Origin of the sequence: Amycolatopsis sp. NPDC023774, from assembly GCF_040639695.1 — a bacterium.
Lineage (GTDB): Bacteria > Actinomycetota > Actinomycetes > Mycobacteriales > Pseudonocardiaceae > Amycolatopsis.
Genome location: NZ_JBFAAJ010000001.1, coordinates 427731 through 451216 on the forward strand (window position 1 = coordinate 427731; position 23486 = coordinate 451216).

A 23486-nucleotide genomic window follows, 5' to 3' on the forward strand; every position below is an offset into this window, starting at 1 on the left:
GGAGGAGTTGGGTATGAGCGTGCTGGACGGGATCCTCGAGGGTGTCCGGGAGGATCTGGAGGAGCGCAAGCGGTCGACGTCGCTGGCCGACCTGCAGGCGCGCGTCCGCGATCTGCCGCCGACGCGGGACCCGCTGCCCGCGTTCCGCGCGCCCGGCGTGTCGATCATCTCCGAGGTGAAGCGCAAGAGCCCGAGCAAGGGCGCGCTCGCCGACATCACCGACCCGGCCGCGCTGGCGGGCCAGTACGAGCAGGGCGGCGCGGCGGCCATCAGCGTGCTGACGGAGCGCCGCCGGTTCGGCGGGTCGCTGGCGGACCTCGAAGCCGTGCGGGCGCGGGTGGGCGTGCCGGTCCTGCGCAAGGACTTCATCGTGGAGCCGTACCAGCTGTGGGAGGCGCGAGCGTTCGGGGCGGACCTGGCGTTGCTGATGGTCGTCTCGCTGGAGGGCTCGCTGCTCGGCGACCTGCACGGCCTCGCGGTGGAGCTGGGCCTGACGCCACTGGTGGAATCGCACACGGCCGGCGAGCTGGAGCGCGCGGTCGCGTCCGGCGCGCAGGTGCTGGGGATCAACGCGCGCGACCTCACGACGTTGGAGGTCGACCGGACCGTGTTCAAGGAGCTGGGCCCGCAGATTCCCGCGGACCGGGTGCGCGTGGCGGAGTCGGGCGTGGCCGGCCCGGGCGACGTCGCGGAGTACCGCAGCTGGGGTGCGGACGTCGTCCTGGTTGGCGAGGCGCTGGTGCGCTCGGGTGACCCGGTGACGTCCGTCCGCGACTTCATCCAGGCGGCCAACGCTTAGGGTTTCAGCACGATCCGGCCGAAGACTTCGCCGTCGTCCATCTTCTGGTGGGCGAGGGCGGCTTGGTCGAGCGGCAGGGTTTCGTGGACGACGCCGTGGAACGTTTCGTCGTCGAACTGCTCCAGGCGCACGGCCTGTAGTTCTTCGCGGGGCACGGTGTCGGCGCTGAAGGTCATGAACGCCCACGACTTCTGGAAGTTCTGCAGGAGCTTCGCGGCGAAGTCGCCGGGCGGCATCCCGCCGACCACGCCGACGACGACCAGGCGGCCGTTCGGGTTGAGCTTGTCGAAGAAGTCCGGCAGGTTCGGGCCGGCGATCAGGTCGACGATGACGTCGTACTTGCCTTCGCCGGTCCCCGCGCGGTCGAGGACTTCCGTCGCGCCAAGTTGCCGGAGGCGCGCACCTCGCTCTTCGTTCGAGGTCGTGACGGCCACGGTTTCGGCGCCGTTTCTCGCCGCCAGCTGAACCGCCGACACCCCGATGCTCCCGGCCGCCCCACGCACCAGCACGGACTCGCCGGGCTTGAAGTGCGCATGGGCCAGCGCGAAATGCGCGACGGCTCCCGACGTGCCGATCGCCACGGCGGTTTCGCTGGTCAGAGTCTCGGGGATGGGCAGGAAGTCGCTGGCCACCGCCTTCTCGGCATACCCGCCGCCGGTGCCGGTGAACGCCCACACGCGCCGGCCCTTCAGCCCTTCGTCCAGGCCCGCGCCGACCGCGATGACCGTCCCGGCGACCTCGCTGCCGGGGATGTGGCCGGGCTTGAAGCCGTAACTGCCGAGCGTGCCGCGCCGGATCACCGCGTCGACCCCGCCGACGCCGATGGCCTCGGTCTCGATCAGCACCTGACCCGCACCGGGTGTGGGCTCCGGTGTTTCGATGACCCGCAACCCGGCGGCCGGCCCGAACTCCTGAATCGCCACTGCTTTCACCTGCGTGTTCTCCTCTCGTACGGCTTCCGACGCTAACGGACGGGGGCGTCCGTTTCGGCTAAAGTGAGAGCGTGACGGCTCGTTTGCCTCAGACCCCGCGCCCCGGCCCCGCTGCTACGGGCGGTGCTGCTTCCCCCGTGGACGCCCCGCGCCCAGTCCGCTCTGACGCCCGCGACAACCGCGACCGCATCCTCGCCGCGGCCCGCGAGGTCTTCGCGACCGAAGGCCTCGACGTCCCGATGCGCGAAATCGCGCGTCGCGCCGGCGTCGGCCCCGCCACGCTCTACCGCCACTTCCCGACCAAGGAAGACCTGGCGGGCACGGCTTTCGCTGCTCAGCTCCAGGTGTGCCGGCAGATCGTCGACGAGGGCCTGGCCAGCCCTGACCCGTGGCTCGGTTTCTGCCTGGTCATCGAAAAACTCTTCGACGTCCACGCCCGCGACCGCGGCTTCACCGGGGCCTTCCTCTCGCGCTTCCCGCGCGCCTTCGACTTCACCACCGCCCGCGACTCCGCCCTCGCCTCGATCGCCGAACTGGCCCGCCGCGCCAAAACCACGGGCCACCTCCGCCCCGACTTCGTCGTCGACGACCTCGTTCTGGTCCTCATGGCCAACAACGGCATCCACGCCACCTCGCCCGCCATCCGCGTCGCCGCTTCACGGCGCTTCGCCGCCCTGGCGATCCAGGCCTTCCGCGCCAGTCCGCAGCTGTCACCGCTGCCACCTGCGGCCCGGATGCCTCTGCAACCGGTGGTGTGACCACGGCGGAGCCGGCCCGCCTTCGCGGGCCGACGGGTTCCAGCGCCGAATTTCTGTGGCGCTGTGGCCGCGTGGGGGCAGATCGCCGCTTCGCCGCCCCGGGCGGTCCAGGCCTTCCGCGTCACTCCCCAGCTGTCGCCTGCCGCCCGCATGCCCTCCTGTGCAGTGGCGTGACCACAGGTGTTCCCAACGCGCCTGCGCAGGCTGACGGGTTCTGCCTTCCCGATGGCGGAGCGCTGCGCCGAGCGGCCGACATCCCTGGCCCGCAGGCGACGGGCTGGTCTGCCGCGCACGTCCTTCGCGTGGCAACGCCGGATTCCCGCGGCGCAGCGAACACGCCGGAGCAGCTACGCCGCCTGGTCCGCCGCTGCTTCGCGCCGCTTCACCGCCCGGGCGGGTTCATACCTTCGGCGTCACCCCCGCCGCAACGCCTCACTCGCGACCAGCACGCCCTGCATCCACTGGTGTGACCCAAACCACACAATCACGAGAACCGTGGGATGATTCGCGGCGTCTTGCCTGATGTGAAGCACCAGAAGCCCGCGCCAGAGGTGGACGAGGAGCAGCTCGTCCGCCGGACTGCGCGGGGGGATCGGGCGGCGTTCGAGGAGTTCTACCGTCGCACGGCGCCGTGGTTGGCGGTGCGGTTGAGGCGCCGCTGTGCGGATGAGCAGGTGGTCGCCGAGGTCATGCAGGAGACGTACCTGGCGGTGTGGCGGGCGGCCGGGTCGTTCGCGGGGGCGGCGGCCGGCGGGTCGGCGGTCGGCTGGGTCTGGACGATCGCCGCGAGAAGGCTGGTTGACGCGTTTCGGCGGAGGGCGCAGCACACGCAGGTGCCCACCGTGACGGAGGTCGACGTCACCGCGCCGGCCGCGGAGGAGGAAGCGCTCAAGGGCACCGTCGGCGACGAGGTCGGCGACGCGTTGCGCTCACTCGCCCCGGAGCTGCGGCAGGTCTTGCAGGCGATGGTGCTCGACGGGCTGTCCGTCCGGGAGACCGCCGTGCTGCTCGGGCTGCCGGAAGGAACTGTGAAGACGCGGGCGCGCCGCGCGCGGATCGCCATGCGAGAGGCACTGACATGAAACACGTCTCCGATCGACTCCTGACCGGCTACCTCGACGGCGGCACGCTGCCGGGCGACGAGGAGTGGGCCGCCGAGGCCCACCTGGAGACGTGTGCCGTCTGCCGCGCGCGGCTGGCGCAACTGTCCACATCGGACCCGATGGTCGCCGAGGTCTGGAACGGACTCCAGCCCCAGCTCGCCACCGAACCGCAACCCGTACCCAGTCGCTTCAAGTTCCGCAGCTGGGCGACCCCGGTGATGCTGCCGTGGCTGGTGATGACGGTGCTGGTGGCGGTCGTGGCCGTGGTGCTCGACCGTGGATTCCAGGGCAACCTGTCGTTCGTCCAGATCTTCGCACCGGTGCTGCCGGTGCTGGGCGTGGCGGCGTCGTGGTCACGCGGCCTCGACCCGGCGTACGAGCTGGTCGCCGCCAGCCCGCGGGCCGGCCTGGACCTGGTTCTCCGCCGCACCACGGCGGTGCTGGTGGCGGTGGTTCCCGTGCTGCTGGTCGCGGGCTGGGTCACCGGCACGAACCTGGGGCTGGCGCTGTTGCCGAGCCTCGCGTTCACCACGGGAACCCTGGCGCTGGGCGGGCTCATCGGCGTGAGCCGGGCGGCGTTGGTGCTGGTGGCCGCGTGGCTCGCGGTGCTGGTGCTGCCGACGTTGGCCAAGGGGCATTCGTTCGCACTGCAACCGGGATCGCTCCCGGTCTGGGGCGGGATCTTCGCGTTGACTGCCGTGGTGGTGGTGCTCCGCCGGAGCGCTTTCACCCGGCTCGGCGCGCACCACTGAGGGAGGAAGGGGACAATGGACATGCGGGCAGTCGAAGCCGCTGAGGTCGCTCCGTCGACCTATACCTGGGAAATCCAAGCGGAAGCGCTGAAAGTACGGGTGGGGCGGCGGAAAATGGCCGTCGACGGCCTGGATTTGTCCCTGGGCAAGGGAGTCCACGGCCTGCTCGGGCCCAACGGGGCCGGCAAGACCACGCTGATCAGAGCACTGGCGACGGTGCTGCGGCCGGCGGAAGGCGGGCTGGCGCTGCTCGGTGAGTCAGTCGGGGGACACATCGACCAGCGCCGCCTGCGCCGGCGGATCGGGTACCTGCCGCAGACGTTCGGGTACTACAAGCGGTTCACGGTGCGTGAGTTAGTCGAGTACCTGGCGTGGCTGAAAGAGATGTCCAAACAGGACATCCCCGCCGCAGTGCAGCGCGCGATCGAACGCGTGGGGCTGGCCGACCGCGCCGACGACAAACTCAAAACCCTGTCGGGCGGCATGGTTCGCCGCGTCGGCATCGCACAAGCCATCGTGAACGACCCGCAGATCCTGCTGCTGGACGAGCCCACCGCGGGCCTCGACCCGGCGCAACGCGTGCGGTTCCGCGAGCTCATGGCGCAGCTCGGGCAGGACGCGTGTGTCGTCGTGTCGACGCACCTGGTGGAAGACGTCGCCACGGCGTGCACCGACGTGGTGCTGTTCGCCGAGGGCAAGCTCGTCTTCCAAGGCACGCCCGACCAGCTGGCCGCCGCGGGCACTCCCGAAGACATCGGCGACAGCCCCATCGAGCGTGGCTACTCGGCGCTGCTCAACCACGACCGGGGGAGGGGTTCGTGGTGAGCGTGCTGCGTACCGAGGCGCGGCGGACGATCGCGCCCTGGCTGCTGTTCGTGCTCCTGGCCGTGGGGCTGGGGTTCTTCTTCCTGTTCAGCGGGCCGTGGTCGCGAGACGCCGTGGCGTGGAACCTGCAGTGGACACCGTCGGTCCTGTGGTCGCGCTATCTGCTTTCCCTGCTGTGGCCCATCATCGTGTGCGGCGCGGCGCTGCAGGGGATGCGCGACAGGCGGTCCGGAATGGAGGAACTGCTGGCCACGACCCCGCTGCCCGTCGGGCGGCGCACGGCGAAGGTCGGGCTCGTGATCGGGCTGTCCGCGGTGGTCGCTTACCTCTTGATCGTCGCGGTCGGACTCGGGCAGGTGATCGCGAACGACGGACGGTTCACGTTCACGTGGGTGCTGCCGCTGCTGGTCGGCATCGCCTCGGTGGTCGCAGGTGCCGCCGTGGGGCTCGCCTTCGGCCGCCTGCTGCCGCACCCGCTGACAGCCCCGACCGCCGGGGTCGTGGCGTTGGTGGTCGGCGTGGTGCTGCAGATCGCCGGCGAACGCGGCAGCTCGGTGCAGCAGACGGTGCCGAATCGCATCGCGCTGCTCTCGCCCACGATTTCCCAGCCGCGCAGCGCTCTCGTCGAGCCGGTCCTCGCCGTGTCGATCGGCCAGCTGTGCTGGCTCCTGGGCCTGGCCGCGACGGGGTTCCTCGTGCTGGCCGCCCGGCGCTGGTTCGCGGTGCTGCCGGCCGTCGTCGGGCTGGCCGTCGCCCTTCCGCTCTTCCCGGCCTCGGCGGCCGACAACTTCACCGACAGCACCGGCGCGGGCAAGCCCGTGTGCGACGGTCCGGTGTGCGTCACCACCCTGCACGCCGAATGGTTGTCCACTGTGGCCGGTCCGGGCAAGGACGCGTTGACCCTGCTGGCAAAGCTGCCTGCCGCGCCGACGCACATCGTGGAGACGACCGATTCGGAGTACGTCAGCCACGGGCCCGGTGATCCGTCCGAGCTCGTCGTGCGCCGCGACAGCTACCTCCTGCGTGGCGCAACCGGTCGAGACCTCGAGTACGAGATCCTCGCGAGCGCCCCTTCGTGCTCCGGTGCGGTCACCGGCTCGGCGGCCCGCTACGTCATCGCCTCCTGGCTCCTCGGCGACCTGATCACCCCGCCCGACGCAGATCACTACGGCCCCTCGCTGACCACGTCGATGCGCGACGCGTGGACAAAGCTGCGCGCCCTGCCCGCTTCCGAGCAGCTCGCGCGCGTTGCCGCGGCGCGCCAGGCTCAGCAGACCTGCTCCGGCGACCCGTACGCGTTGCTGACCGGAGCGTCGCGATGAGGTGGCTGACGCTGTACGCCCGCTCGCGCCGGCTGCCCGCGTCGTTCGCGGCCCTGGTGCTGTGCCCGGTGGTGATCCGCGTGCTCGCCGGCGCCGACTGGTCGGTGGTGTTCGCCTCGCTGGCGCTCGGCGCGTCCATCGCCGTCGCGGCCACCGGGCTGTCGGGCCAGGACGTGGACCTCGACCGCACCGCCGCGTTCGGCTGGTTCCCGCGGCGGCTGGTGCACCTCGTCATGCTCGGCGCCCTCGCCGTCGGAGTCCTGCTGGCGGTGCAGGCGTCCGCGATCCCGGCCCCGGTGATCCTGCGTGACGGCCTCGGCCTCGTCGGACTGGCCGGCCTGGCGGCTTTCGCGTTCGGTGGCCAGTTCGGGTGGACGTTCCCGTTGCTGTGGATCGTGGTGGCGCTGTTCGCGCCCCACGATCCGGAGGGCCTGTACGAGGTGGTGGCGTGGCCGCTGCAGCCCGCGGACGTCGCGCTGTCGTGGTGGCTGGCGGGCGCGCTTTTCCTGGCGGGCGCGGGGGCGTACTCGGCGGCGGGGGCACCTCGCTGAGTGTTCTGGGGCCCGCCGGTCGTCCTACTCGCACGAGGGGCGGGTACGGCAACCGGCGCTTCGGTGCTGTCGATTACTGGTTCTGGTCGCGAGCGAAGCGGTCGGTGGCGGCGATGATCGCCGCGGTCATGCTGCCGCCGCCGTGACCGGTGTCGTCGAGAACCACGAGCTCACTGCCGGGCCAGGCCCGGTGCAGCTCCCAGGCTGTGCTGAGCGGACCGCTGACGTCGTAGCGCCCGTGGATCAACACGGCGGGAATCCCGTGGAGCCGCTTGATGTCACGCAACAGCTGCCCGTCGTCCAGAAAACAGCCGTGGGACCAGTAGTGGGTGACGATGCGGGCGAAGGCCAGCTGAAACGCCGGGTCCGCCACCGACAGGAACGGTGCGGCGTCGGGGGCCAGTGACATGTGCGTGTCCTCCCACTCGCACCACCCGCGTGCGGCTTCGGCGCGGACCTCGGGGTCGGGATCGTGGAGCAGCCGGCTGTAGGCTGCTGACAGGTCGCCGTCGCGTTCGGCAGCGGGTACGCCGTCGCGGAACCGTTCCCACTCGCGCGGGAAAACGCGGCCCATGTCACGAGTGATCCAGTCGGTGTCGCGCCGGTCACCGTTGGTCACGGCCGCGAGCACCAATTCGGTCACCCGCTCGGGATGTGCCTGCGCGTAGGCGAGAGCGAGGGTGACGCCCCACGAGCCGCCCCACACGAGCCAGCGCTCGATTCCCAGGTGGGCCCGCAGCGCCTCGATGTCGGCGACGAGGTGCTGGGTGGTGTTCGCGGACAGGTCGACGACCGGGTCGGTTGCCGAAGGAGTGCTGCGCCCGCAGTTGCGCTGGTCGAACAGGACCACGCGGTAGCGGTCCGGGTCGAACAAGCTCCGGTATCGCGGAGAGCTCCCCGAGCCGGGACCGCCGTGCAGCGCGACGGCCGGCTTGCCGTCGGGGTTGCCCGACACCTCCCAATACAGCGCATGGCCGTCGCCGACCTCCAACATGCCTGTCTCGTGTGGCTCGGTCGACGGATAACGTCCGTCCTCGGATTTACTCGCCATGCAGACATGATCGCGCACCGGCGCCCGGCGCGAGGGCGGCATTACACGTTGCGGTTGTTCGGCTTCATCTCCAACGGCGGCACATCACCGTCGTCGATGCCCATGCTGATGATGCGTTCCGGGTGGAGCCGGATGACCGCGCCGTCGAGGTGGCCGTCCGGGGCGAACACGTCGGTCAGCACCTCCGCGCGGCCGCGGATCTCCAGGCACCGCACGCGCATCGGGTTGAGCGACGGCCGGTCGTCCACCACGAAGGCGGCGCGGCCGTTGGCGGCGACGTTGCGGTACTTGCGGCTTTGCGTCAGGTGGTAGCCGGTGATGTCGATGGCTTGGGCTTCGGCGTTGTAGGTGAAGCCCACGGGGCTTACCTGCAGGGTCCCGTTCGGCTGCTGCGTGGCGAGCCGGCCGAGACCCTGCGTGGCGAGGTAGTCGAGTTCTGCTGAGGTGAACATGCACTCCACCGTGCAAGTTCAACCCCACTTGAAGTCAAGCGAACAAGCCGTCGCCCCAGTTCGAGGTGGGGGTGAGGCCCGGCGGAACCGCGAAGTGCGCCGAACCCGTGTGTTGGACGTACTCCATCATCGCGTCCTTCGACGACAGCGCCTGTTGCATGGGCACGTACTGCTTGCGCGTATCGCGGTTGAAGGCCAGGAAGAACAGGCCGGCTTCGAGGTGGCCGACACCGTCTGAACCGTCGACGAAGTTGTAGCCGCGGCGCAGGATCCGGGTCCCGTTCAACGTCTGGTGCGAAGCGAGCCGGATGTGCGCGTCGTCGGCGATCAGGGGCACGCCACCCTCGCCGCGGACGCCGAGGTCGACGTCGTCGAACTCCGCCGTCTGGCCCAGCGGCGCCCCGGAACCCTTGGTGCGGCCGATGATCTGCTCCTGGCCCTCCAGCGGTTCGCGGTCCCACGTCTCGATGTGCATCCGGATCCGCCGCGCCACGAGGTACGAGCCGCCGGCCATCCAGGCCTGGCCGTCGCCGGCCGCGGCCCACACCTCGTCGCGCAGGAAGTCGGTGTCCTCGGACTTGATGTTGTTGGTGCCGTCCTTGAAGCCGAACAGGTTGCGCGGTGTGGCCTGCGCGCGCGACGTCGACGCGCTGCGCCCGAAGCCGAGCTGCGACCAGCGGACCTCCGTGACGCCGAAGCCGAGCCGCGCGAGGTTGCGCACGGCGTGCACGGCGACCTGCGGGTCGTTGGCGCAGGCCTGGATGCACAGGTCGCCGCCGGTGCGGGCGGGGTCGAGCTTGTCCTTGGGGAACAGCGGCAGGTCGATCAGCTGGGCCGGTCGCTTCGACGCCAGGCCGAACCGGCCGTCGAACAGCGACGGACCGAAACCGATCGTCAACGTCAGGTCGGCTGCGGGCAGGTCCAGCGCCTCACCTGTGTCTCCCGGTGGGGCTTCGGCCGCGCCGCTGACGGCGCCGCCTGCCACGACCTCCTGCCCGGCCGTCATCCGCCGCGCCGCCGAAGTCCACGTGCGCAGCAGCTGCCGCAGCTCGCCGACGTCGGTCGTCGTCACGTCGAACGCGGCGAAGTGCAAGTTCTGCTGAGTCGGCGTGACGATGCCGGCCTGGTGCTCGCCGTGGAAGTCCACAGTGGACACTGCGGCCTGCGCCGTGGAACCGCCGATCCTGTCGATGCCGACCCCGGCCGCCGCCCCCGCGCCGGCCAGGGCGACCCCCGCCCCCGCTAGACCGAACAGCTTCCGACGGGAGACGCGGGTGCCCTCTTCGCTCACTTCGACACAACCTCCGCGACCTTGCTCAGCGGCTCGCTCAGCGCGTCGACTGCCGAGGCGAACGCCTTGATCTCGTCCTGCGAGAGCTGGTTGTAGTACTTGAACCCGTCACCCGCACGCGTCCTGTCCAGCAGCGACTGCACGTTGGCGAACTGCTTGTCCAGAGTGGACACCAGAGCCGGGTCGCGCTCCTGCAGGATCGGACGCAGCGAAGCGATCGCGCCCTTCGAACCGTCCACGTTGGCCTGGAAGTCCCACAGGTCCGTGTGCGAGAAGGTCTCTTCCTCGCCGGTGATCTTGCCGGTGGCGACCTCGTCGAGCAGGCCCTTGGCGCCGTTGGCGAGGTCGAGCGCGCTCAGCTGCAGTGTCTTGGTCTTGGTGACCAGGTCCTTGACGTCGGTGAGCAGCTTGTCGGCGACCTGGGAGCTGTCGGGCTGCAGGCCGGTGACCCACAGGTCCTTCTCCAGCCGGTGGAAACCGGTGAACTGCTGGCCTGACTCGAGGTCGGCCTCGCGCACGTCGATCAGCGGGTCGAGGTCACCGAACTTCTCCGCGACGGGCTCGATGCGCTCGTAGTACACGCGCGTGGTGGCGTATTCGGCCTTCGCCTCGTCGACCTTGCCGGCCTTGACGAGGTCGACGAACTTCTGCGTCTCGGTTTCGAGCGCGGCGGTGTTGTTGGCGATGTAGGCGGCGTAGCTCTTGGTGGCTTCGGCCTTCTGCGAGTTGGTGTCGTTCTGCTTCTGCGCGCCGCCGGTGACGGTGAAGTCGCCGCGGATGCCGTTGCCGACCATGCCGGGCTTGCACGCCGTCTGGTACTTGCCGGCCTCGGGGACCTCGACGATGAGCCGGCGGTTGAGGCCGGGGGCGATGTTCTCGACCTCGCCCATGATCCGGTCGCCCTCGGCGTAGAGGTAGAACTCGGTGACCTTGGTGCCCTTGTTGGTGATCTCGAACGTCACGTTGCCCGCGTTGGCGGTGTTCACGGCGACGGCGCACGTGCTGTCGGAGGCCTCGACCTTGATCGGGCCCGCTGCACCGGAGCCGCTCGACGCGGAATTGGTGCTGTCGCACGCGGACAGGGCCACGAGGGCGCCGACTCCAGCCAGCACGGCCAGCGGGGTTCTGGGGGACAGGGGCACGGTCACTCCTTGGCAGCGGCCGCAGCGGCTTCAGCCGTGACGGTTTTCTTCTTGGCGGGCTTGAGGAAGAGCGGGAGCACGATCACCACGTAGGCGACCCACGCGATCGCCTGGAGCACGGTGGTCTGCTGCGAGTAGTTGAAGATCCCCTTGAGCAGCGCGCCGTACCACGAGGTTTCCGGCAGCGCGCTCGACGCGTCGAACGCGAGGGTGGTCAGGCCCGGGATGAAGCCGGCTTCCTGCAGGTCGTGCAGGCCGTAGCCGAGCACGCCGGCGGCGACGAACACCAGCAGCACGCCGGTCACGGTGAAGAACTTCGCGAGGTTGAACCGCACGGCGCCGCGGTAGAGCAAGTACGCGATCACGATCGCGGCGGCGATGCCGACTACGAAGCCGATGAGCGGCTGGAGCGTGTCCGACTGCGCGGTCTGCACGGCGGAGTAGAAGAACACGGCCGTCTCGAGGCCTTCTCGGCCGACGGCGAGGAACGACAGCAGCAGCACGGCGGCGGGGCCGACGTTGAGCGCGTCCTCCATCTTGCCGCGCAGTTCCGCGGCCATCTGCTTGGACGCCTTGCGCATCCAGAAGATCATCGCCGTGACGAACGCGACCGCGACGATCGAGAGGCTGCCGCCGAGCAGCTCCTGGTGCTCGAAGCTCAGCTGCGCGGTGCTGTAGGTCAGGATCGCGCCGACGGTGACCGACAGCAGCACCGCGGCGCCCACGCCCGGCCACACGAACTTCAGCGCGGGACGCCGGTCCGTCTTGACCAGGAACGCCACCAGGATGCTGACCACGAGGGCGGCCTCGAGCCCTTCGCGCAACCCGATGAGCGCGCTCGAAAACACCACTGCTCAGCCCTCCTCCGCATACCTGACCTGATGTTTTTAGGTAAGCCTTGCCTGTAAGTCCAGAGGAGCGTACGCCCGAGGCCGTCACCGGGATCGGGCAAATCGGACTACCCGGTCGGGTTAGGTTAGGGTAACCGCAGGTCAGCGGGGTGGGTGGCAGATCCATAACGAATTGTGTGACGTGGGCGGCTGGGGCTGGGAGTTAACCGTCCGCTTGCCTTTCGCGAGGGGGAGCGGCCGCGGGGAGCGTTCGCTCGGAGCCGGGCCCTGTGCGGGCTGGGACGGCTGCCGAACCGCCGCGTGGCGTTCGGGTTCGTGATCACCCGATGCGGCGTCACGCGAAGGTGAGAGAAGTAACCTGTCCGGGTGGCCGATACCACTCAGACGGCGTCTCCGCCTCGTCGCTATGTCAGCCGGATCGCGTTGTCGCTGGGGCTGGTGCTCACGGGGATCGTGCTGGTGGTGACGATCGGCGTGCGCGACCCGGCTCCTTCGGCCGCTCCGCCCGCGCCTGCTGCGTCGTCGTCGTTCTCGGTGCCCCCGCAGCGCCCCCAATCGGGTGCTTCCGCTCCACGCGCCGGCTTGGCCGCCCCACCCGACCGCCCCAGGGAATCGGACCAAGCCGAGCTGGACGCGTGGGCCTCGCGCGTGGCGGGCAAGACCCAGCTGTCCGCCCGGGTCCTCGCCGCGTACGGCCGCGCGGAAATGTGGATGCGCCGCCAGAAGCCGGCTTGCCACCTGTCCTGGGCGACTCTCGCGGGCGTCGGTCACCTGGCCACGCCTGCCCTGGCGGTGTCGTCCTCGGGTGACGTGACGCCCGCTGTCGTCGGCGCTTCCGTCGGCGCGGACACCGACTCCGGGGCCCTGGACGGTGACCGCAAAGCCGACCACGAACTCGGCCCGCTGCACTTCACACCGGCGACGTGGCAGAAGTACGCCGAACGCGCCAACGGCGACGGCAAACCCGCCGACCCCCAGAACATCGACGACGCCGCCTTCACGGCCGGCCGCTACCTCTGCTCCGGCGGCGACGACCTCGGCACCCCCTCGGGGTGGTGGCGCGCGATGCTGTTCTACAACGCTTCGGTGGACTACGTGCAGAGCGTGTTCTCGGCCGCGGACTCCTATGCCGCGGCGAGTGTCGCGCCCTGACCCGGGCCTCAGGCGTGGGCGGTGATCCGCGTGCCCTTGAGTGCCTTGGCCGGACGCGGCGCGGCGGCCGAAGCGGCCGCGGCGCGCGTGCGGCGGCGGGCCGGGAACCGCGCGTCCAGCTCGACGATCACCGGCGAGAGCGCCGCCAGCAGCAGGACGGCAAGGCCGGCGTAGACGGCGATGAAGGTGAAGACGTTCATCTCGAGCTCCTCGGGTCGTTCTCCGTGATGACTCAAGGTTCGCTCGCGAGGGGGGTCCGCCGGATCAGCCGACCGGCCGAGCGGAGGCGCCGAACGGCCACCCCCGCGAGACCGCTGACCAGCCAGCAGGTCGAGCCTGAAAGTGCGGAGCCCGACCGGCGGTCAGCGATCCTGCAAGGTGATCCGGGCCGTCACTTCCGCGATCGCCTCCAGGTACTCCGGCACGGGGTTCATCGCCGAAGCCATCCGCAGTTGCGCCAGCGCCTCGGCCAACCGGCCGAGGCGCTGGAGGGTCCGCCCGAGGACGAAGCGGGCGTAGTGATCCGTCGGATCCAGCTCGAGGACCCGCGTGAACGCGCGCTCCGCCCGGCGCAGCTGCGCGGAGTGGAAGTACGCGCGGCCCGCGAGGAGCTGGACGCTCGGTTTGTCCGTCTCGTCGAGCAGAGGTTCGAGCGCCTTGAGCGCGTCGAGCGGGCGGTGGCGTTCGACTAGATCTTCGGCCTGGCGGAAGGCACGGAAACGGTCTTCGCCGGTGGGCTCTGGTGCTGCTGCGGCGTCCGTCATGGTCACTCCGACGATACCGCTCCGGAGGGGCTCGCACGAGGCGGCGGACGGGTCGTGGTGGACTGTCCTGCCATGAGCAGCGGACAGGAACCCGGCTACCTGGGCCTGGCGCCCTACCTCTACTACACCGATGCGACGGTGGCGCTGGAGTGGCTGACCAGGGTCTTCGGCTTCCGGGAGGAAGTGCGGTTCGAGGACGCGTCCGGGGAGGTCTTCCAGGCGACGCTCTGCGCGGGCACCGGAACGGTCCAGCTCGCCGGCGTGGGTCCCGAATACTGGGCGGCCAAGGGCGTCGAGGGACCGGTCGGGCAGCTCAACATCATCTACGTGACCGACGTCGACGCGCAGTACGAGCGCGTGCGTTCGGCGCTGGGCGAGGACGCCGAGCCGGAGCCGCCGCAGGACCAGCCGTATGGCGCGCGCGTGTTCACGGTGGCGGACCCCGGGGGCAACAGCTGGACGTTCTGGCAGCAGACGTCGGAGACCGTCGAGCTGCCGTCCGGGTGGCGTGAAGTGCGGCCCGAGGGCTCAGAAGGCCACTGACGGGCACCTAGCGGAACGGCCGTGCCTCCAACGGGTGAAAGCCGCGGACGGCTACTCTGATCGGCGTCACCGCAGGCACGACCCACTGAGGAGCATGGCGTGGCTCTCATCGAGCAGGTAGGCGCGCGCGAGATTCTGGACTCGCGTGGCAACCCGACCGTCGAGGTGGAGGTGGCGCTCGACGACGGCACGCTGGCGCGGGCCGCTGTCCCGTCGGGTGCGTCCACCGGCGAGCACGAAGCAGTCGAGCTGCGTGACGGGGACACCGGCCGCTACAACGGCAAGGGCGTGGAGCGCGCGGTCGCCGCGGTGCTCGACGAGATCGGTCCGGACCTGGTGGGTGTCGACGCCGTGGACCAGCGGATCGTCGACCAGAAGCTCGTGGACCTCGACGGGACGCCCGCGAAGTCGCGCCTGGGCGCCAACGCGATCCTCGGTGTTTCGCTGGCCGTCGCGAAGGCCGCCGCCGAGTCGGCCGAGCTGGAGCTCTTCCGCTACCTGGGCGGGCCGAACGCGCACGTGCTGCCCGTGCCGATGCTCAACATCCTCAACGGTGGCGCTCACGCCGACACCGACGTGGACATCCAGGAGTTCATGATCGCGCCGATCGGCGCCGAGTCGTTCCGCGAGGCGCTGCGCTGGGGCACCGAGGTCTACCACGCGCTCAAGGGCGTGCTGAAGGGCCGCGGCCTGTCCACCGGCCTCGGCGACGAGGGCGGCTTCGCCCCGAGCCTGGGCAACAACCGCGAGGCGCTCGACCTGATCTTGCAGGCCATCGAGAAGGCCGGCTACGTGCCGGGCCGCGACGTCGCGCTCGCGCTCGACGTGGCCGCCACCGAGTTCTTCGCCGACGGTGCCTACACGTTCGAGGGCACCAAGCGCAGCGCCGAGCAGCTGTCGGCCTACTACGCCGAACTGCTGCGTGACTACCCGCTCGTGTCCATCGAGGACCCGCTGAGCGAGGACGACTGGGACGGCTGGGTCCAGCTGACCGCCGAGGTCGGCGACAAGGTCCAGCTCGTGGGCGACGACCTGTTCGTCACCAACCCGGACCGCCTCGAGGAGGGCATCACCCGTCGCGCCGCCAACGCGCTGCTGGTGAAGGTCAACCAGATCGGCACCCTGTCGGAGACGCTGGACGCGGTTTCGCTGGCCACGTCGTACGGCTACAAGTCGATGATGAGCCACCGCTCCGGCGAGACCGAGGACACGTTCATCGCGGACCTCGCGGTCGCCACGGGCGTCGGCCAGATCAAGACGGGCGCCCCGGCGCGCGGCGAGCGGATCGCGAAGTACAACCAGCTGCTGCGCATCGAGGAGACGCTGGCGGACGCCGCGCGCTACGCCGGCGACCTCGCCTTCCCGCGGTTCACCGCGGAGGCCTGAGGGTTTCCATGGCCGACCGGGGGAGGGCGCGCAGCCGTCGCGGAGGCCGAGCCGACGGCGCCGGGTCCACGCGGACGCGGCGCGCCGAGGGAGGCGGGTCCACCAGCGCCCGTCGCCCCGCGTCGGCCCGGCGCCGCTCTGTGTCTTCTGGCGCTTCTGGTGCTTCGGAGACGACGAGGGCTCGGCTGCGCCGTGGCCTCGCGGCGAAACGCGCGTCCGGTGCGGCCAAGGTGCTCGGCATGTCGACCACCCGGCGCGCGGCCGTGGTGGCGATCGTCGTGTGTGCGCTGGCGTTCACCGTCGCCGTGCCGCTGCGGACGTACCTCAGCCAACGGTCGGAAGTGCGTGACCAGGAGGCGCAGCAGGCCCAGCTGCAGAAGGAAGTCGACGTCCTGCGTGACCGCAAGGCCCAGCTGAGCGACCCGGCGCAGATCGAGGCGGAAGCCCGCCGCCGGCTGCGGTACGTGAAGCCGGGGGAGACGCCGTACATCGTGCAGCTGCCGGAGGACCAGCCTTCCGCGCCGCCGCCTGCGGCCAACCCGGCGGCGGTGTCGCAGGGGTCTTGGTACGAGAAGCTGTGGGATTCGGTTTCCGGTGGGTGAGTTCTTGGTTGTGGGTTGAGCGGCGGGGTGCCTTCGGTGCCCCGCCGCTTTTTTCTTGTCATACCTATCGATATTCGATAGATTCTCATCGGCATTCGATGGGAGGACAGCCTGTGGGAAAGCTGGCAGTGAACGCGCTGCGCACGGTGCTCGCGGTGGTACTCACCGGCACCGTGTTGATCCAGGTGCTGATGGGGTGGGTCCTGGTCACCGGGAGCGATCCGGAGGGCGGGACGCTGCCGGTGACCGCGCTGCGCCTCGTCACGATCCTGGGCCTGGTGACGGTGCAGGTCGCCGTGGTCAGCGTGTGGCGGCTCGTGACGATGGTGCGCCGCGGCACCGTGTTCTCCCCCGCCGCCTTCCGCTACGTGGACACCGTCATCGGCGCGATCGTGGGCGCCGCGCTCGTGTGGTTCGCGGTCACGGCCATCAACGCACCCGGCCAGCGCGACGACCCCGGCGTCACCCTCATCATGGGCGGGATCGGCGTGGCCATCCTGGGCGTCGCGCTCATCGTGCTGGTCCTGCGGATGCTGCTGGCCCAGGCCGTCGCGCGCGACGTCGAGGCGACGCAACTGCAGGCTGAGCTCGACGAGGTGATCTGATGCCCATCGCCGTCGACATCGACGTGATGCTGGCCCGACGGAAGATGTCGGTGGGTGAGCTCGCGGACCGCGTGGGGATCACGCCGGCGAACCTGGCGGTGCTGAAGAACGGCCGCGCGAAGGCGGTGCGCTTCGCGACGTTGGCTGCGCTGTGCGAGGTACTGGAGTGTCAGCCGGGTGATCTGCTGCGGTGGGAAGCTGACGCTGACACGGAAGCTGAGGCGCCTCTGGCGGGGGTGGAAACGCCTGGTGGCACGGGTAGTGGCACGGACTAGCGGCGTTGGTGTGCCCGGCTGGTGAAGTGGGCCACGGCGGCGCCGATGCCCAAAAGCAGGCCCAGGGCGACGAGATAGGGGCCGAACGTCAGCGCGACGCCGGCGCCGATGTTCGCCCCGTTTCCGGAATCGGAATCGGCCTGGTAGCCGATGGATCCGACAGACAGCACCACCGCTGCGACCGTGATCACGATGATTGCTCCCAGGCCGAAGCTTCGTCGTGCCTGTCAAGGATTCTCCTCTGGCTGGAAGCGCGGTGAAGGTGCCTGTTGTGCGCCCGACACTCGAGGGCGTGGACGAGCCACACTCGTGATCCGCCGCCGCGCCTGGCCTCGCTCGAGCACAAATCGAGCGCCGCCACCGGGACCACAGGCCCCCGCCCTCCCAGGGGGGCGTCCCCGTCCCATTCTACTGGCGGGGGCCGACGAAAACGGCGGTCGAGGCCGTCGGGGGCCGAGTTGTCCACAGGGGAACCAGGTTGTGGATAAGCCGGGGGTCCAGGCGGAGGTGGCGGCCGGGCCGGTCGTCGGCGGCACTAACCTGGGGGGCGTGAACAGCAGCAACAGCAGCACGGAAACCCCCCGCTTCGAGCCGGTCACCGATGCCGACCGGGAGATCATCAAGGAGCAGCTCGGGCGTCCGCCGCGCGCGTTGCGGGCCGTGGCGGCGCGGTGTCCGAGTGGGCACCCGTCGGTGGTGCAGACGAGCCCCCGGCTCGAGAACGGCACCCCGTTCCCCACGCTCTACTACTTGACGTGCCCGCGGCTGACGTCGCTCGTCGGCACGCTGGAGGCGTCCGGCGTGATGAAGGAGATGACCGCGCGGCTCGAAACCGACCCGGAGCTCGCCGCGGCGTACCTGCGCACGCACGAGACCTACCTCGCCGAGCGCGACGCCATCGAGTCCCTCGGCACGCAGGTCACCGCCGGCGGCATGCCGGGGCGCGTGAAGTGCCTCCACGTCCACCTCGCCCACACTCTCGCCGCGGGCCCGGGCGTGAACCCGTTCGGCGACGAGACCCTCGCCTGGCTCCACACCCAGGGCTGGCCGTCGGGCGAGTGCGCCGCCGCCGAAGAGGGGTAACGCTCCCGTCTCGTGTGCAGATAGTCCGGACAGGCGGGCAGTTACTGCATCTGTGGGTTCCCGTATGGGTGACCTGCCGCCAAGCTGAGTACGGAATCTTCACACGACGTAGGCAACCATCGGGCTCACCACCGGGTGACCCCGAGGAGGGTTCGGACCATGCGGGCGCCACGCGGACTCGGGCACATCGCCCGGAAGCTCCGCAATGGACCCCACGGCGACGCCACTCGCGACGACGTTCCGGCCGAAGCCGAGGCGAACGATGTGGACGGTCGCGGCCACGACCTCGACTTGGAGGCCGCAGACCTCGGCCAGGCCGCCAGTGATGCTCCAGCCGGGGAAGCTCGGTCTGAACAGGACGACCCGACTGACGAGGGCCGCGCAGCCGGGGACGCCCCAGCCGTAACCGTCGACAAGGCCGAATCTGCCGCTTCCGACATCGAAGGTCTAGATGGGGAAACTCGACGCGAATCGGCTGCGCCGAATGACGAAGACCTCGCCAGCACCAGCGAAGCCGAAGTGACCGACGCTGAAGCGGCAGGTGGAGCCCCCGGGATCGGGGCCGAAGCGGCCGGAGAGGCTACGGCTGAAGCAGCTGAGGCATCGGAAGCCGCGCGCGCCGCCGACGATGGAGGTGCCCAGGCCGAGGCGGGCGAAGCCGAAGGGTTCGGCGAAGCCGCGGCCCAATGCGAACTGTTCGAAGTCGCGGGCGCCGGGGTAGGTGAAGCGGCCCTGTCCGAGTTGGGTGAGGGTGAAGGGGTTGGAGCCGAAGGGTTCGGCGAAGCCGCTGGCGAAGGCGAAGCGGCCGAAACTCCCCACGCCGAGGTAGGTGAGGCGGCCCTGTCCGAGTTGGGTGAGGGTGAAGGGGTTGGAGCCGATGGGTTCGGCGAAGCCGCTGGCGAAGGCGAAGCGGCCGAAACTCCCCACGCCGAGGTAGGCGAAGTAGCTCTGACCGAGGCGGGCGAAGCCGAAGGCGAATCAGAAGCCCAGGCGGGCGAGGTTCGAGACGAAACAGCCGGTGAGACCCAGGCTGCAGAGGTTGAAGCCGGAGCCGTCGCTGAAGTAGGCGGTGTAGCTGGAGCAGAGGCCGAAGCCGAAGCGGGCGAAGAACGTCAAAGCGAAGCCGGAGCAACCGCCGAAGTAGACGAAGTAGGCGAAGCAGAAACAGCGGAAGCTGAAGCGGCCGAAGCCGAAGCCGGCGAAGAAGGACAAGGCGAAGCAGCCGAAGCTCAAGACGGCCCCCGCCGCTGGTCAAGGCCGGCTCATGCCCCGCCGGGGCGCGGGCCGAGAGCCGTGCGTGTCGCCGCGCGGAAAGCCCGGTTCCGCGGCCGAACGGTCACCGCCAGGCACCGGAACGCCTTCTCCATCGCCGTCGGGATCTTGGCCGTCGTGCCGGCGATCACCGCGACGCTGGCCATCGGGGCCTGGACAGCCGGCCTGCCGACCACGCACACCGAAGACGTCGCGCTCGAACAGGGTTACGACCCGCAAAACCCCCAGGTGGAAAAGGTCGCCGTCGACGGCAGCCTGCCGGAGTCGCCGGTGCCGCTGCCACTGCCCGCGTACGAGTTGCCCAACGGGCCCCTCGGCATCCCCGCCACCGCGCTGGCCGCGTATCACAACGCGGCCGACATCCTGGCCCACGAGCAGCCGAACTGCCACATCGACTGGGCGCTGGTCGCCAGCATCGGGCGGATCGAGTCCAACCACGCGCGCGGTGGGTACGTCGACGCGGCGGGCACGGCGCTCGAGCCGATCCTCGGCCCGGAGCTCAACGGGACCGGGCCCTTCGCGGCGATCCCCGACACCGACGGCGGCGTGCTGGACCGCGACACCGTCTGGGACCGCGCGGTGGGGCCGGCGCAGTTCATCCCCGCGACGTGGCGCCAGTACGCGTCCGACGGGAACGGCGACGGCACCGCCGACCCGGAGAACCTGTTCGACGCCTCGCTGGCCACGGCGCGCTACCTCTGCTCCGGCGGCCTGGACGTCGCGAACCCGGACCAGTTGCGCACGGCGATCTACCGCTACAACAACTCCGACGTCTACGTGAACACCGTCATCCTCTGGGCCGAGGCCTACCGCAACGGCGTCGCGCCGCTGCCGGACAGCCAGATTCCCGTCGGGGCACCCAACGCGGGCGTGAACCCGCCGCCACCGGCTGTGCCGCCGCCACCGGTGTCGAGTATGCCGACGAGCGGGCCGCCGCAGACGTCGTTGCCACCGAGCGGAAGCACGAGCAACAGCACCTCGACCGAGGCCACTACCAGCACCGCGCCGACCTGCGTCACCACCACGACCAGCGACAGCACCCCGGCGACAACCCCTGACAGTCCGAGCACGAGCCCGACGACCACCCCGAGTCTCCCGCCGTGCGGCCAGGAGAGCTCCACACCGCCCGACGGCAGCAGCCCTCCGAGCACAACGAGCAACTCCCCATCACCCTGACCTGCACCCAGTAAGGTCGACGCCATGCCTCGTGTAGCCGCGATCGACTGTGGGACCAACTCCATCCGCCTGCTCGTCGCCGAGCTGACGCCGCGCCACGACGGCACGGTGGACCTGCGTGACCTGCACCGTGAGATGCGCATCGTGCGCCTCGGCCAAGGCGTCGACGCGACCGGCCGCCTGGCGCCCGAAGCCCTCGAACGCACTCGCGTCGCCCTCGCCGACTACACGATCGCGGCGCGGCGCAAGGGTGTCGAAAAAGTCCGGATGGTCGCCACTTCCGCCACCCGGGACGCCAGTAACCGCGACGAGTTCTTCGCCATGACGCGCGAGACGCTCGGCGTCGAGGCCGAGGTGATCAGCGGCGACGAAGAAGCGCGGCTGTCCTTCACCGGCGCAGTCGGGGAGCAGGATCCGGACGACGGTCCCTTCGTGGTCGTCGACGTGGGCGGCGGCTCGACCGAGCTGGTCCTCGGCACGTGGGACGGGCAGCGCGCCGAGGTGCTCGCCGCGAAGTCCGTGGACATCGGCTGCGTCCGCATCACCGAGCGTGCCCTCACACAAGATCCGCCCACCGACGAAGAGATCACCCAGGCGAAGCAGCTCGCCGAGACCGTCCTCCAAGAGGCCTTCGACGTTGTCGACGTGGCCAAGGCCAAGACGTGGATCGGGGTCGCCGGCACGGTGACCACGTTGTCAGCGATCGCCCAGGAGCTGCCCGAGTACGACTCCGAGCGCACGCACCTGTCGAAGCTCTCCCACGCCCAGATCGACAGCCTCGCGACGAGCCTGCTGGCGGCCGACCGGGCCGCCCGCGCGGCCAACCCCGTGATCCATCCGGGCAGGGTGGACGTGATCGGCGGGGGTGCGGTGATCGTGCAGGTACTGGCCGAGCAGCTCGCGAAACGCGGTGGTCCGGACCAGCTGATCGTGAGCGAACACGACATCCTCGACGGAATCGCGCTCTCTCTCGCCTGAGCGGAGCAGCGCGGGCACGTTGGGTGATCATTAATACCTTGGTAGTGCTCTGCCCGGGTGTGGGAAAAGGTTGTCACTCTTTTGCAACCGAGTGATCTGGTTACAAACCCCCATCGGCCGCTAACGTCCATCTCACTTTTCGGGAACACGAGATGGAGGGGAACATGCGGCGTTCACGCAGGCTCTGGGGAGCCGCCGCGGTGGTGACAACCTTGTCATTGGTCCTTGCCGCGTGCGGCGGTGGCTCCGGCAGCAGCGGGTCGTCCGGCGAGGTGGATCCCAACGGGACGTTCACCGTCTACGGCACCGAGCCGCAGAACACGCTGATCCCCACGAACACCAACGAGCTGGGTGGCTCGAAGGCCGTCGACGCGATGTTCGCCGAGCTGGTCGCGTTCAAGGGTGACAACGCGCAGCCCTACAACCAGATGGCCGAGTCGATCACCACGACCGACTCCAAGGTCTTCGACATCAAGATCAAGCAGGGCTGGAAGTTCCACGACGGCACCGAGGTCAAGGCCAAGAACTTCGTCGACGCGTGGAACTACGGCGCCTACTCGCCCAACGGGCAGATCAACAGCACGTTCTTCGAGAACATCCAGGGCTACGACGACGTCCACCCGGCCGACGACAACGCCAAGCCGACCACGGACAAGATGTCCGGCCTGGTCGTGAAGGGCGACTACGAGTTCCAGGTCACGCTGAAGGCACCGTTCTCGGTCTTCGCCACCAAGATCGGGTACACGGCCTTCGCGCCGCTGCCCGACGTGTTCTTCTCCGACCCCAAGGGTTTCGCACAGCACCCGATCGGCAACGGCCCGATGAAGTTCGTCAGCCGCACGCCGAACGTCGACATCAAGCTGACGCGCAATGACGACTACAAGGGCCAGGACAAGGTCAAGTTCAAGGACCTGGACATCAAGATCTACGCGAGCCAGGAAACCGCTTACCAGGACCTGCTGAGCAACAAGCTCGACTTCATCGAGACGCTCCCGCCCTCGGCGCTGGCCGGCAGCAAGTACAAGACCGACCTCAAGGACAACCTGGTCACCGGTCACCTGCTCGGCATCAGCACCATCGCCGTGCCGTACTACGTGCCCGGCTACGACAACCTCGATCTGCGCAAGGCCATCTCCATGGCGATCGACCGCGCGCAGATCACCAAGACCGTCATGAACGACACCTACGTGCCGGCCGACGGCTACGTCTCGCAGGGCATCGAGGGCTACCGCCCGGCCGTGTGCGAGTTCTGCAAGTTCGACCCTGCCGCGGCCAAGGCGGCGTTCGCGAAGTCCGGCTTCAAGGGCAAGCTCACCATCGCCTCCAACGCCGACGGTGGCCGCAAGGAGCCGCTGGTGGCCGCGTGCAACAGCATCAAGAACGTGCTCGGCGTCGAGTGCGACTTCGTGCCGGCCACGGACTTCGGCCAGTGGCGCAGCATCGTGACGGGCCACAAGCTGACCGGCATGGGCCGTTCGGACTGGTCGGCCGACTACCCGTCGATCGAGGACTTCCTGAACCCGATCTACCGCACGGGTGCCTCGTCGAACGACTCGGTCTACTCCAACCCGGCCGTCGACCAGCTCCTGGATCAGGCCGACTCCACGCCGGACAAGGACGCCGCGATCAAGATCTACCAGCAGGCCGAGGACGCCATCGCCAAAGACCTGCCCTCGATCCCGGTCTGGGACGAGAAGGGTGTGGCCGCGAAGTCCAAGCACACCAAGACCGTGACGCTCGACTTCCGTCGCCGTGCCGACTACTCGTCGGTCGAGGTCACCAAGTGACGCGCTGAGAAGACGTCCCACCACCAGGGCAGCC

Annotated in this window: 28 protein-coding genes; 17 read left to right on the top strand and 11 right to left on the bottom strand. The window is 69.7% G+C overall.

Annotated elements, in window-relative coordinates:
• The first annotated feature begins 13 nt into the window (after positions 1-13).
• Complete coding sequence (gene trpC / locus AB0F91_RS02185) at positions 14-799, top strand: indole-3-glycerol phosphate synthase TrpC (RefSeq protein WP_360593979.1); 786 nt, start codon at positions 14-16, stop codon at positions 797-799.
• Here trpC and AB0F91_RS02190 read toward each other — a convergent pair.
• On the bottom strand, positions 796-1731 hold the full coding sequence (locus AB0F91_RS02190) for a zinc-binding dehydrogenase (RefSeq protein ID WP_360593981.1): 936 nt from the start codon (positions 1729-1731) through the stop codon (positions 796-798). The two genes, trpC and AB0F91_RS02190, sit on opposite strands and share 4 nt — an antisense overlap.
• 137 nt (positions 1732-1868) lie before the next feature.
• Between AB0F91_RS02190 and AB0F91_RS02195 the strand changes: the two genes are divergently transcribed.
• From AB0F91_RS02195 to AB0F91_RS02220, 6 genes are all read left to right on the top strand, one after another.
• The gene (locus tag AB0F91_RS02195; RefSeq protein WP_360593983.1) at positions 1869-2489 is read left to right on the top strand and encodes a helix-turn-helix domain-containing protein; all 621 of its coding nucleotides are present in this window, start codon (positions 1869-1871) and stop codon (positions 2487-2489) included.
• Positions 2490-2989: 500 nt separating this feature from the next.
• Positions 2990-3571: an RNA polymerase sigma factor gene (locus AB0F91_RS02200; protein ID WP_360593984.1), complete on the top strand. Its 582-nt coding sequence runs from the start codon at positions 2990-2992 to the stop codon at positions 3569-3571.
• On the top strand, positions 3568-4344 hold the full coding sequence (locus AB0F91_RS02205; protein ID WP_360593986.1) for a zf-HC2 domain-containing protein: 777 nt from the start codon (positions 3568-3570) through the stop codon (positions 4342-4344). Before AB0F91_RS02200 ends, AB0F91_RS02205 begins: the two co-directional genes overlap by 4 nt.
• Positions 4345-4365: 21 nt before the next feature.
• The gene (locus AB0F91_RS02210; protein WP_360595118.1) at positions 4366-5169 is read left to right on the top strand and encodes an ABC transporter ATP-binding protein; all 804 of its coding nucleotides are present in this window, start codon (positions 4366-4368) and stop codon (positions 5167-5169) included.
• Positions 5166-6491 carry a hypothetical protein gene (locus AB0F91_RS02215; protein ID WP_360593987.1) on the top strand — a complete coding sequence of 442 codons (1326 nt, stop codon included), beginning with the start codon at positions 5166-5168 and terminating at the stop codon, positions 6489-6491. The genes AB0F91_RS02210 and AB0F91_RS02215 overlap by 4 nt, the downstream gene beginning before the upstream one ends.
• Positions 6488-7042: a hypothetical protein gene (locus tag AB0F91_RS02220; RefSeq protein WP_360593989.1), complete on the top strand. Its 555-nt coding sequence runs from the start codon at positions 6488-6490 to the stop codon at positions 7040-7042. Before AB0F91_RS02215 ends, AB0F91_RS02220 begins: the two co-directional genes overlap by 4 nt.
• 73 nt (positions 7043-7115) lie before the next feature.
• On the opposite strand, the gene pip is transcribed toward AB0F91_RS02220, so the two are convergent.
• From pip to efeU, 5 genes are read right to left on the bottom strand one after another with little or no spacing between them, the layout of a single operon-like run.
• The gene (pip, locus tag AB0F91_RS02225) at positions 7116-8093 is read right to left on the bottom strand and encodes a prolyl aminopeptidase (protein WP_360593990.1); all 978 of its coding nucleotides are present in this window, start codon (positions 8091-8093) and stop codon (positions 7116-7118) included.
• 41 nt (positions 8094-8134) lie between these two features.
• Positions 8135-8545: a PPOX class F420-dependent oxidoreductase gene (locus AB0F91_RS02230; RefSeq protein ID WP_360593992.1), complete on the bottom strand. Its 411-nt coding sequence runs from the start codon at positions 8543-8545 to the stop codon at positions 8135-8137.
• Positions 8546-8579: 34 nt separating this feature from the next.
• Positions 8580-9836, bottom strand: coding sequence for an iron uptake transporter deferrochelatase/peroxidase subunit (efeB, locus tag AB0F91_RS02235; protein ID WP_360593993.1), 1257 nt, complete (start codon positions 9834-9836; stop codon positions 8580-8582).
• A complete protein-coding gene (gene efeO / locus AB0F91_RS02240; protein ID WP_360593994.1) occupies positions 9833-10984 on the bottom strand; it encodes an iron uptake system protein EfeO in 1152 nt (383 codons plus the stop codon). Before efeO ends, efeB begins: the two co-directional genes overlap by 4 nt.
• On the bottom strand, positions 10981-11829 hold the full coding sequence (efeU, locus tag AB0F91_RS02245; RefSeq protein WP_360593996.1) for an iron uptake transporter permease EfeU: 849 nt from the start codon (positions 11827-11829) through the stop codon (positions 10981-10983). The genes efeO and efeU overlap by 4 nt, the downstream gene beginning before the upstream one ends.
• A 438-nt stretch (positions 11830-12267) precedes the next feature.
• On the opposite strand from efeU, the gene AB0F91_RS02250 reads away from it, so the two are divergent.
• On the top strand, positions 12268-12981 hold the full coding sequence (locus AB0F91_RS02250) for a murein transglycosylase (protein WP_360595119.1): 714 nt from the start codon (positions 12268-12270) through the stop codon (positions 12979-12981).
• Between the two features lie 8 nt (positions 12982-12989).
• Here the strand turns inward: AB0F91_RS02250 and AB0F91_RS02255 are convergent, their stop codons facing one another.
• Both AB0F91_RS02255 and AB0F91_RS02260 read right to left on the bottom strand, forming a co-directional pair.
• Positions 12990-13181: a hypothetical protein gene (locus tag AB0F91_RS02255; RefSeq protein ID WP_360593998.1), complete on the bottom strand. Its 192-nt coding sequence runs from the start codon at positions 13179-13181 to the stop codon at positions 12990-12992.
• A gap of 162 nt (positions 13182-13343) precedes the next feature.
• On the bottom strand, positions 13344-13745 hold the full coding sequence (locus AB0F91_RS02260; RefSeq protein ID WP_220244278.1) for a tetratricopeptide repeat protein: 402 nt from the start codon (positions 13743-13745) through the stop codon (positions 13344-13346).
• Between the two features lie 72 nt (positions 13746-13817).
• Here AB0F91_RS02260 and AB0F91_RS02265 point away from each other — a divergent pair, with 72 nt between their 5' ends.
• The 5 genes from AB0F91_RS02265 (at position 13818) to AB0F91_RS02285 (ending at position 17156) form a co-directional block, all read left to right on the top strand.
• Positions 13818-14288: a VOC family protein gene (locus AB0F91_RS02265; RefSeq protein WP_360594000.1), complete on the top strand. Its 471-nt coding sequence runs from the start codon at positions 13818-13820 to the stop codon at positions 14286-14288.
• A gap of 99 nt (positions 14289-14387) precedes the next feature.
• Complete coding sequence (gene eno / locus AB0F91_RS02270; protein ID WP_360594001.1) at positions 14388-15674, top strand: phosphopyruvate hydratase; 1287 nt, start codon at positions 14388-14390, stop codon at positions 15672-15674.
• A 239-nt stretch (positions 15675-15913) separates the two neighbouring features.
• The gene (locus AB0F91_RS02275; protein ID WP_360594003.1) at positions 15914-16276 is read left to right on the top strand and encodes a septum formation initiator family protein; all 363 of its coding nucleotides are present in this window, start codon (positions 15914-15916) and stop codon (positions 16274-16276) included.
• Between the two features lie 113 nt (positions 16277-16389).
• Positions 16390-16881, top strand: a complete 492-nt coding sequence (locus AB0F91_RS02280) for a DUF2975 domain-containing protein (RefSeq protein WP_360594004.1) — start codon at positions 16390-16392, stop codon at positions 16879-16881.
• Positions 16881-17156 (top strand): helix-turn-helix transcriptional regulator, encoded by a 276-nt coding sequence (locus AB0F91_RS02285; RefSeq protein WP_360594006.1) that lies wholly within the window; start codon positions 16881-16883, stop codon positions 17154-17156. The genes AB0F91_RS02280 and AB0F91_RS02285 overlap by 1 nt, the downstream gene beginning before the upstream one ends.
• On the opposite strand, the gene AB0F91_RS02290 is transcribed toward AB0F91_RS02285, so the two are convergent.
• Positions 17153-17347, bottom strand: coding sequence for a hypothetical protein (locus AB0F91_RS02290; RefSeq protein ID WP_360594008.1), 195 nt, complete (start codon positions 17345-17347; stop codon positions 17153-17155). The genes AB0F91_RS02285 and AB0F91_RS02290 overlap by 4 nt on opposite strands.
• A gap of 358 nt (positions 17348-17705) precedes the next feature.
• Here AB0F91_RS02290 and AB0F91_RS02295 point away from each other — a divergent pair, with 358 nt between their 5' ends.
• Complete coding sequence (locus AB0F91_RS02295; protein WP_360594009.1) at positions 17706-18239, top strand: DUF501 domain-containing protein; 534 nt, start codon at positions 17706-17708, stop codon at positions 18237-18239.
• 447 nt (positions 18240-18686) lie between these two features.
• Here AB0F91_RS02295 and AB0F91_RS02300 read toward each other — a convergent pair whose 3' ends face one another.
• Positions 18687-19166, bottom strand: a complete 480-nt coding sequence (locus tag AB0F91_RS02300) for a hypothetical protein (RefSeq protein WP_360594010.1) — start codon at positions 19164-19166, stop codon at positions 18687-18689.
• Between the two features lie 51 nt (positions 19167-19217).
• On the bottom strand, positions 19218-19472 hold the full coding sequence (locus AB0F91_RS02305; RefSeq protein WP_360594011.1) for a hypothetical protein: 255 nt from the start codon (positions 19470-19472) through the stop codon (positions 19218-19220).
• Between the two features lie 156 nt (positions 19473-19628).
• Between AB0F91_RS02305 and AB0F91_RS02310 the strand changes: the two genes are divergently transcribed.
• The 3 genes from AB0F91_RS02310 (at position 19629) to AB0F91_RS02320 (ending at position 23452) form a co-directional block, all read left to right on the top strand.
• Positions 19629-20687 (top strand): lytic murein transglycosylase, encoded by a 1059-nt coding sequence (locus AB0F91_RS02310; protein ID WP_360594013.1) that lies wholly within the window; start codon positions 19629-19631, stop codon positions 20685-20687.
• 24 nt (positions 20688-20711) lie between these two features.
• A complete protein-coding gene (locus AB0F91_RS02315) occupies positions 20712-21665 on the top strand; it encodes a Ppx/GppA phosphatase family protein (RefSeq protein ID WP_360594015.1) in 954 nt (317 codons plus the stop codon).
• A 164-nt stretch (positions 21666-21829) separates the two neighbouring features.
• The gene (locus AB0F91_RS02320; protein WP_360594016.1) at positions 21830-23452 is read left to right on the top strand and encodes an ABC transporter substrate-binding protein; all 1623 of its coding nucleotides are present in this window, start codon (positions 21830-21832) and stop codon (positions 23450-23452) included.
• Positions 23453-23486 lie beyond the last annotated feature (34 nt).

What these genes read in the sequence shown, in the direction of transcription:
- pip (WP_360593990.1), bottom strand. Translation starts at nt 8,093, where the DNA reads ATGGCGAGTAAATCCGAGGACGGACGTTATCCGTCGACCGAGCCACAC.
- AB0F91_RS02315 (WP_360594015.1), top strand. Translation starts at nt 20,712, where the DNA reads ATGCCTCGTGTAGCCGCGATCGACTGTGGGACCAACTCCATCCGCCTG.
- AB0F91_RS02285 (WP_360594006.1), top strand. Translation starts at nt 16,881, where the DNA reads ATGCCCATCGCCGTCGACATCGACGTGATGCTGGCCCGACGGAAGATG.
- AB0F91_RS02220 (WP_360593989.1), top strand. Translation starts at nt 6,488, where the DNA reads ATGAGGTGGCTGACGCTGTACGCCCGCTCGCGCCGGCTGCCCGCGTCG.
- AB0F91_RS02260 (WP_220244278.1), bottom strand. Translation starts at nt 13,745, where the DNA reads ATGACGGACGCCGCAGCAGCACCAGAGCCCACCGGCGAAGACCGTTTC.
- AB0F91_RS02255 (WP_360593998.1), bottom strand. Translation starts at nt 13,181, where the DNA reads ATGAACGTCTTCACCTTCATCGCCGTCTACGCCGGCCTTGCCGTCCTG.
- AB0F91_RS02230 (WP_360593992.1), bottom strand. Translation starts at nt 8,545, where the DNA reads ATGTTCACCTCAGCAGAACTCGACTACCTCGCCACGCAGGGTCTCGGC.
- AB0F91_RS02265 (WP_360594000.1), top strand. Translation starts at nt 13,818, where the DNA reads ATGAGCAGCGGACAGGAACCCGGCTACCTGGGCCTGGCGCCCTACCTC.
- trpC (WP_360593979.1), top strand. Translation starts at nt 14, where the DNA reads ATGAGCGTGCTGGACGGGATCCTCGAGGGTGTCCGGGAGGATCTGGAG.
- AB0F91_RS02200 (WP_360593984.1), top strand. Translation starts at nt 2,990, where the DNA reads ATGATTCGCGGCGTCTTGCCTGATGTGAAGCACCAGAAGCCCGCGCCA.
- AB0F91_RS02320 (WP_360594016.1), top strand. Translation starts at nt 21,830, where the DNA reads ATGCGGCGTTCACGCAGGCTCTGGGGAGCCGCCGCGGTGGTGACAACC.
- AB0F91_RS02275 (WP_360594003.1), top strand. Translation starts at nt 15,914, where the DNA reads ATGTCGACCACCCGGCGCGCGGCCGTGGTGGCGATCGTCGTGTGTGCG.
- AB0F91_RS02210 (WP_360595118.1), top strand. Translation starts at nt 4,366, where the DNA reads ATGCGGGCAGTCGAAGCCGCTGAGGTCGCTCCGTCGACCTATACCTGG.
- AB0F91_RS02205 (WP_360593986.1), top strand. Translation starts at nt 3,568, where the DNA reads ATGAAACACGTCTCCGATCGACTCCTGACCGGCTACCTCGACGGCGGC.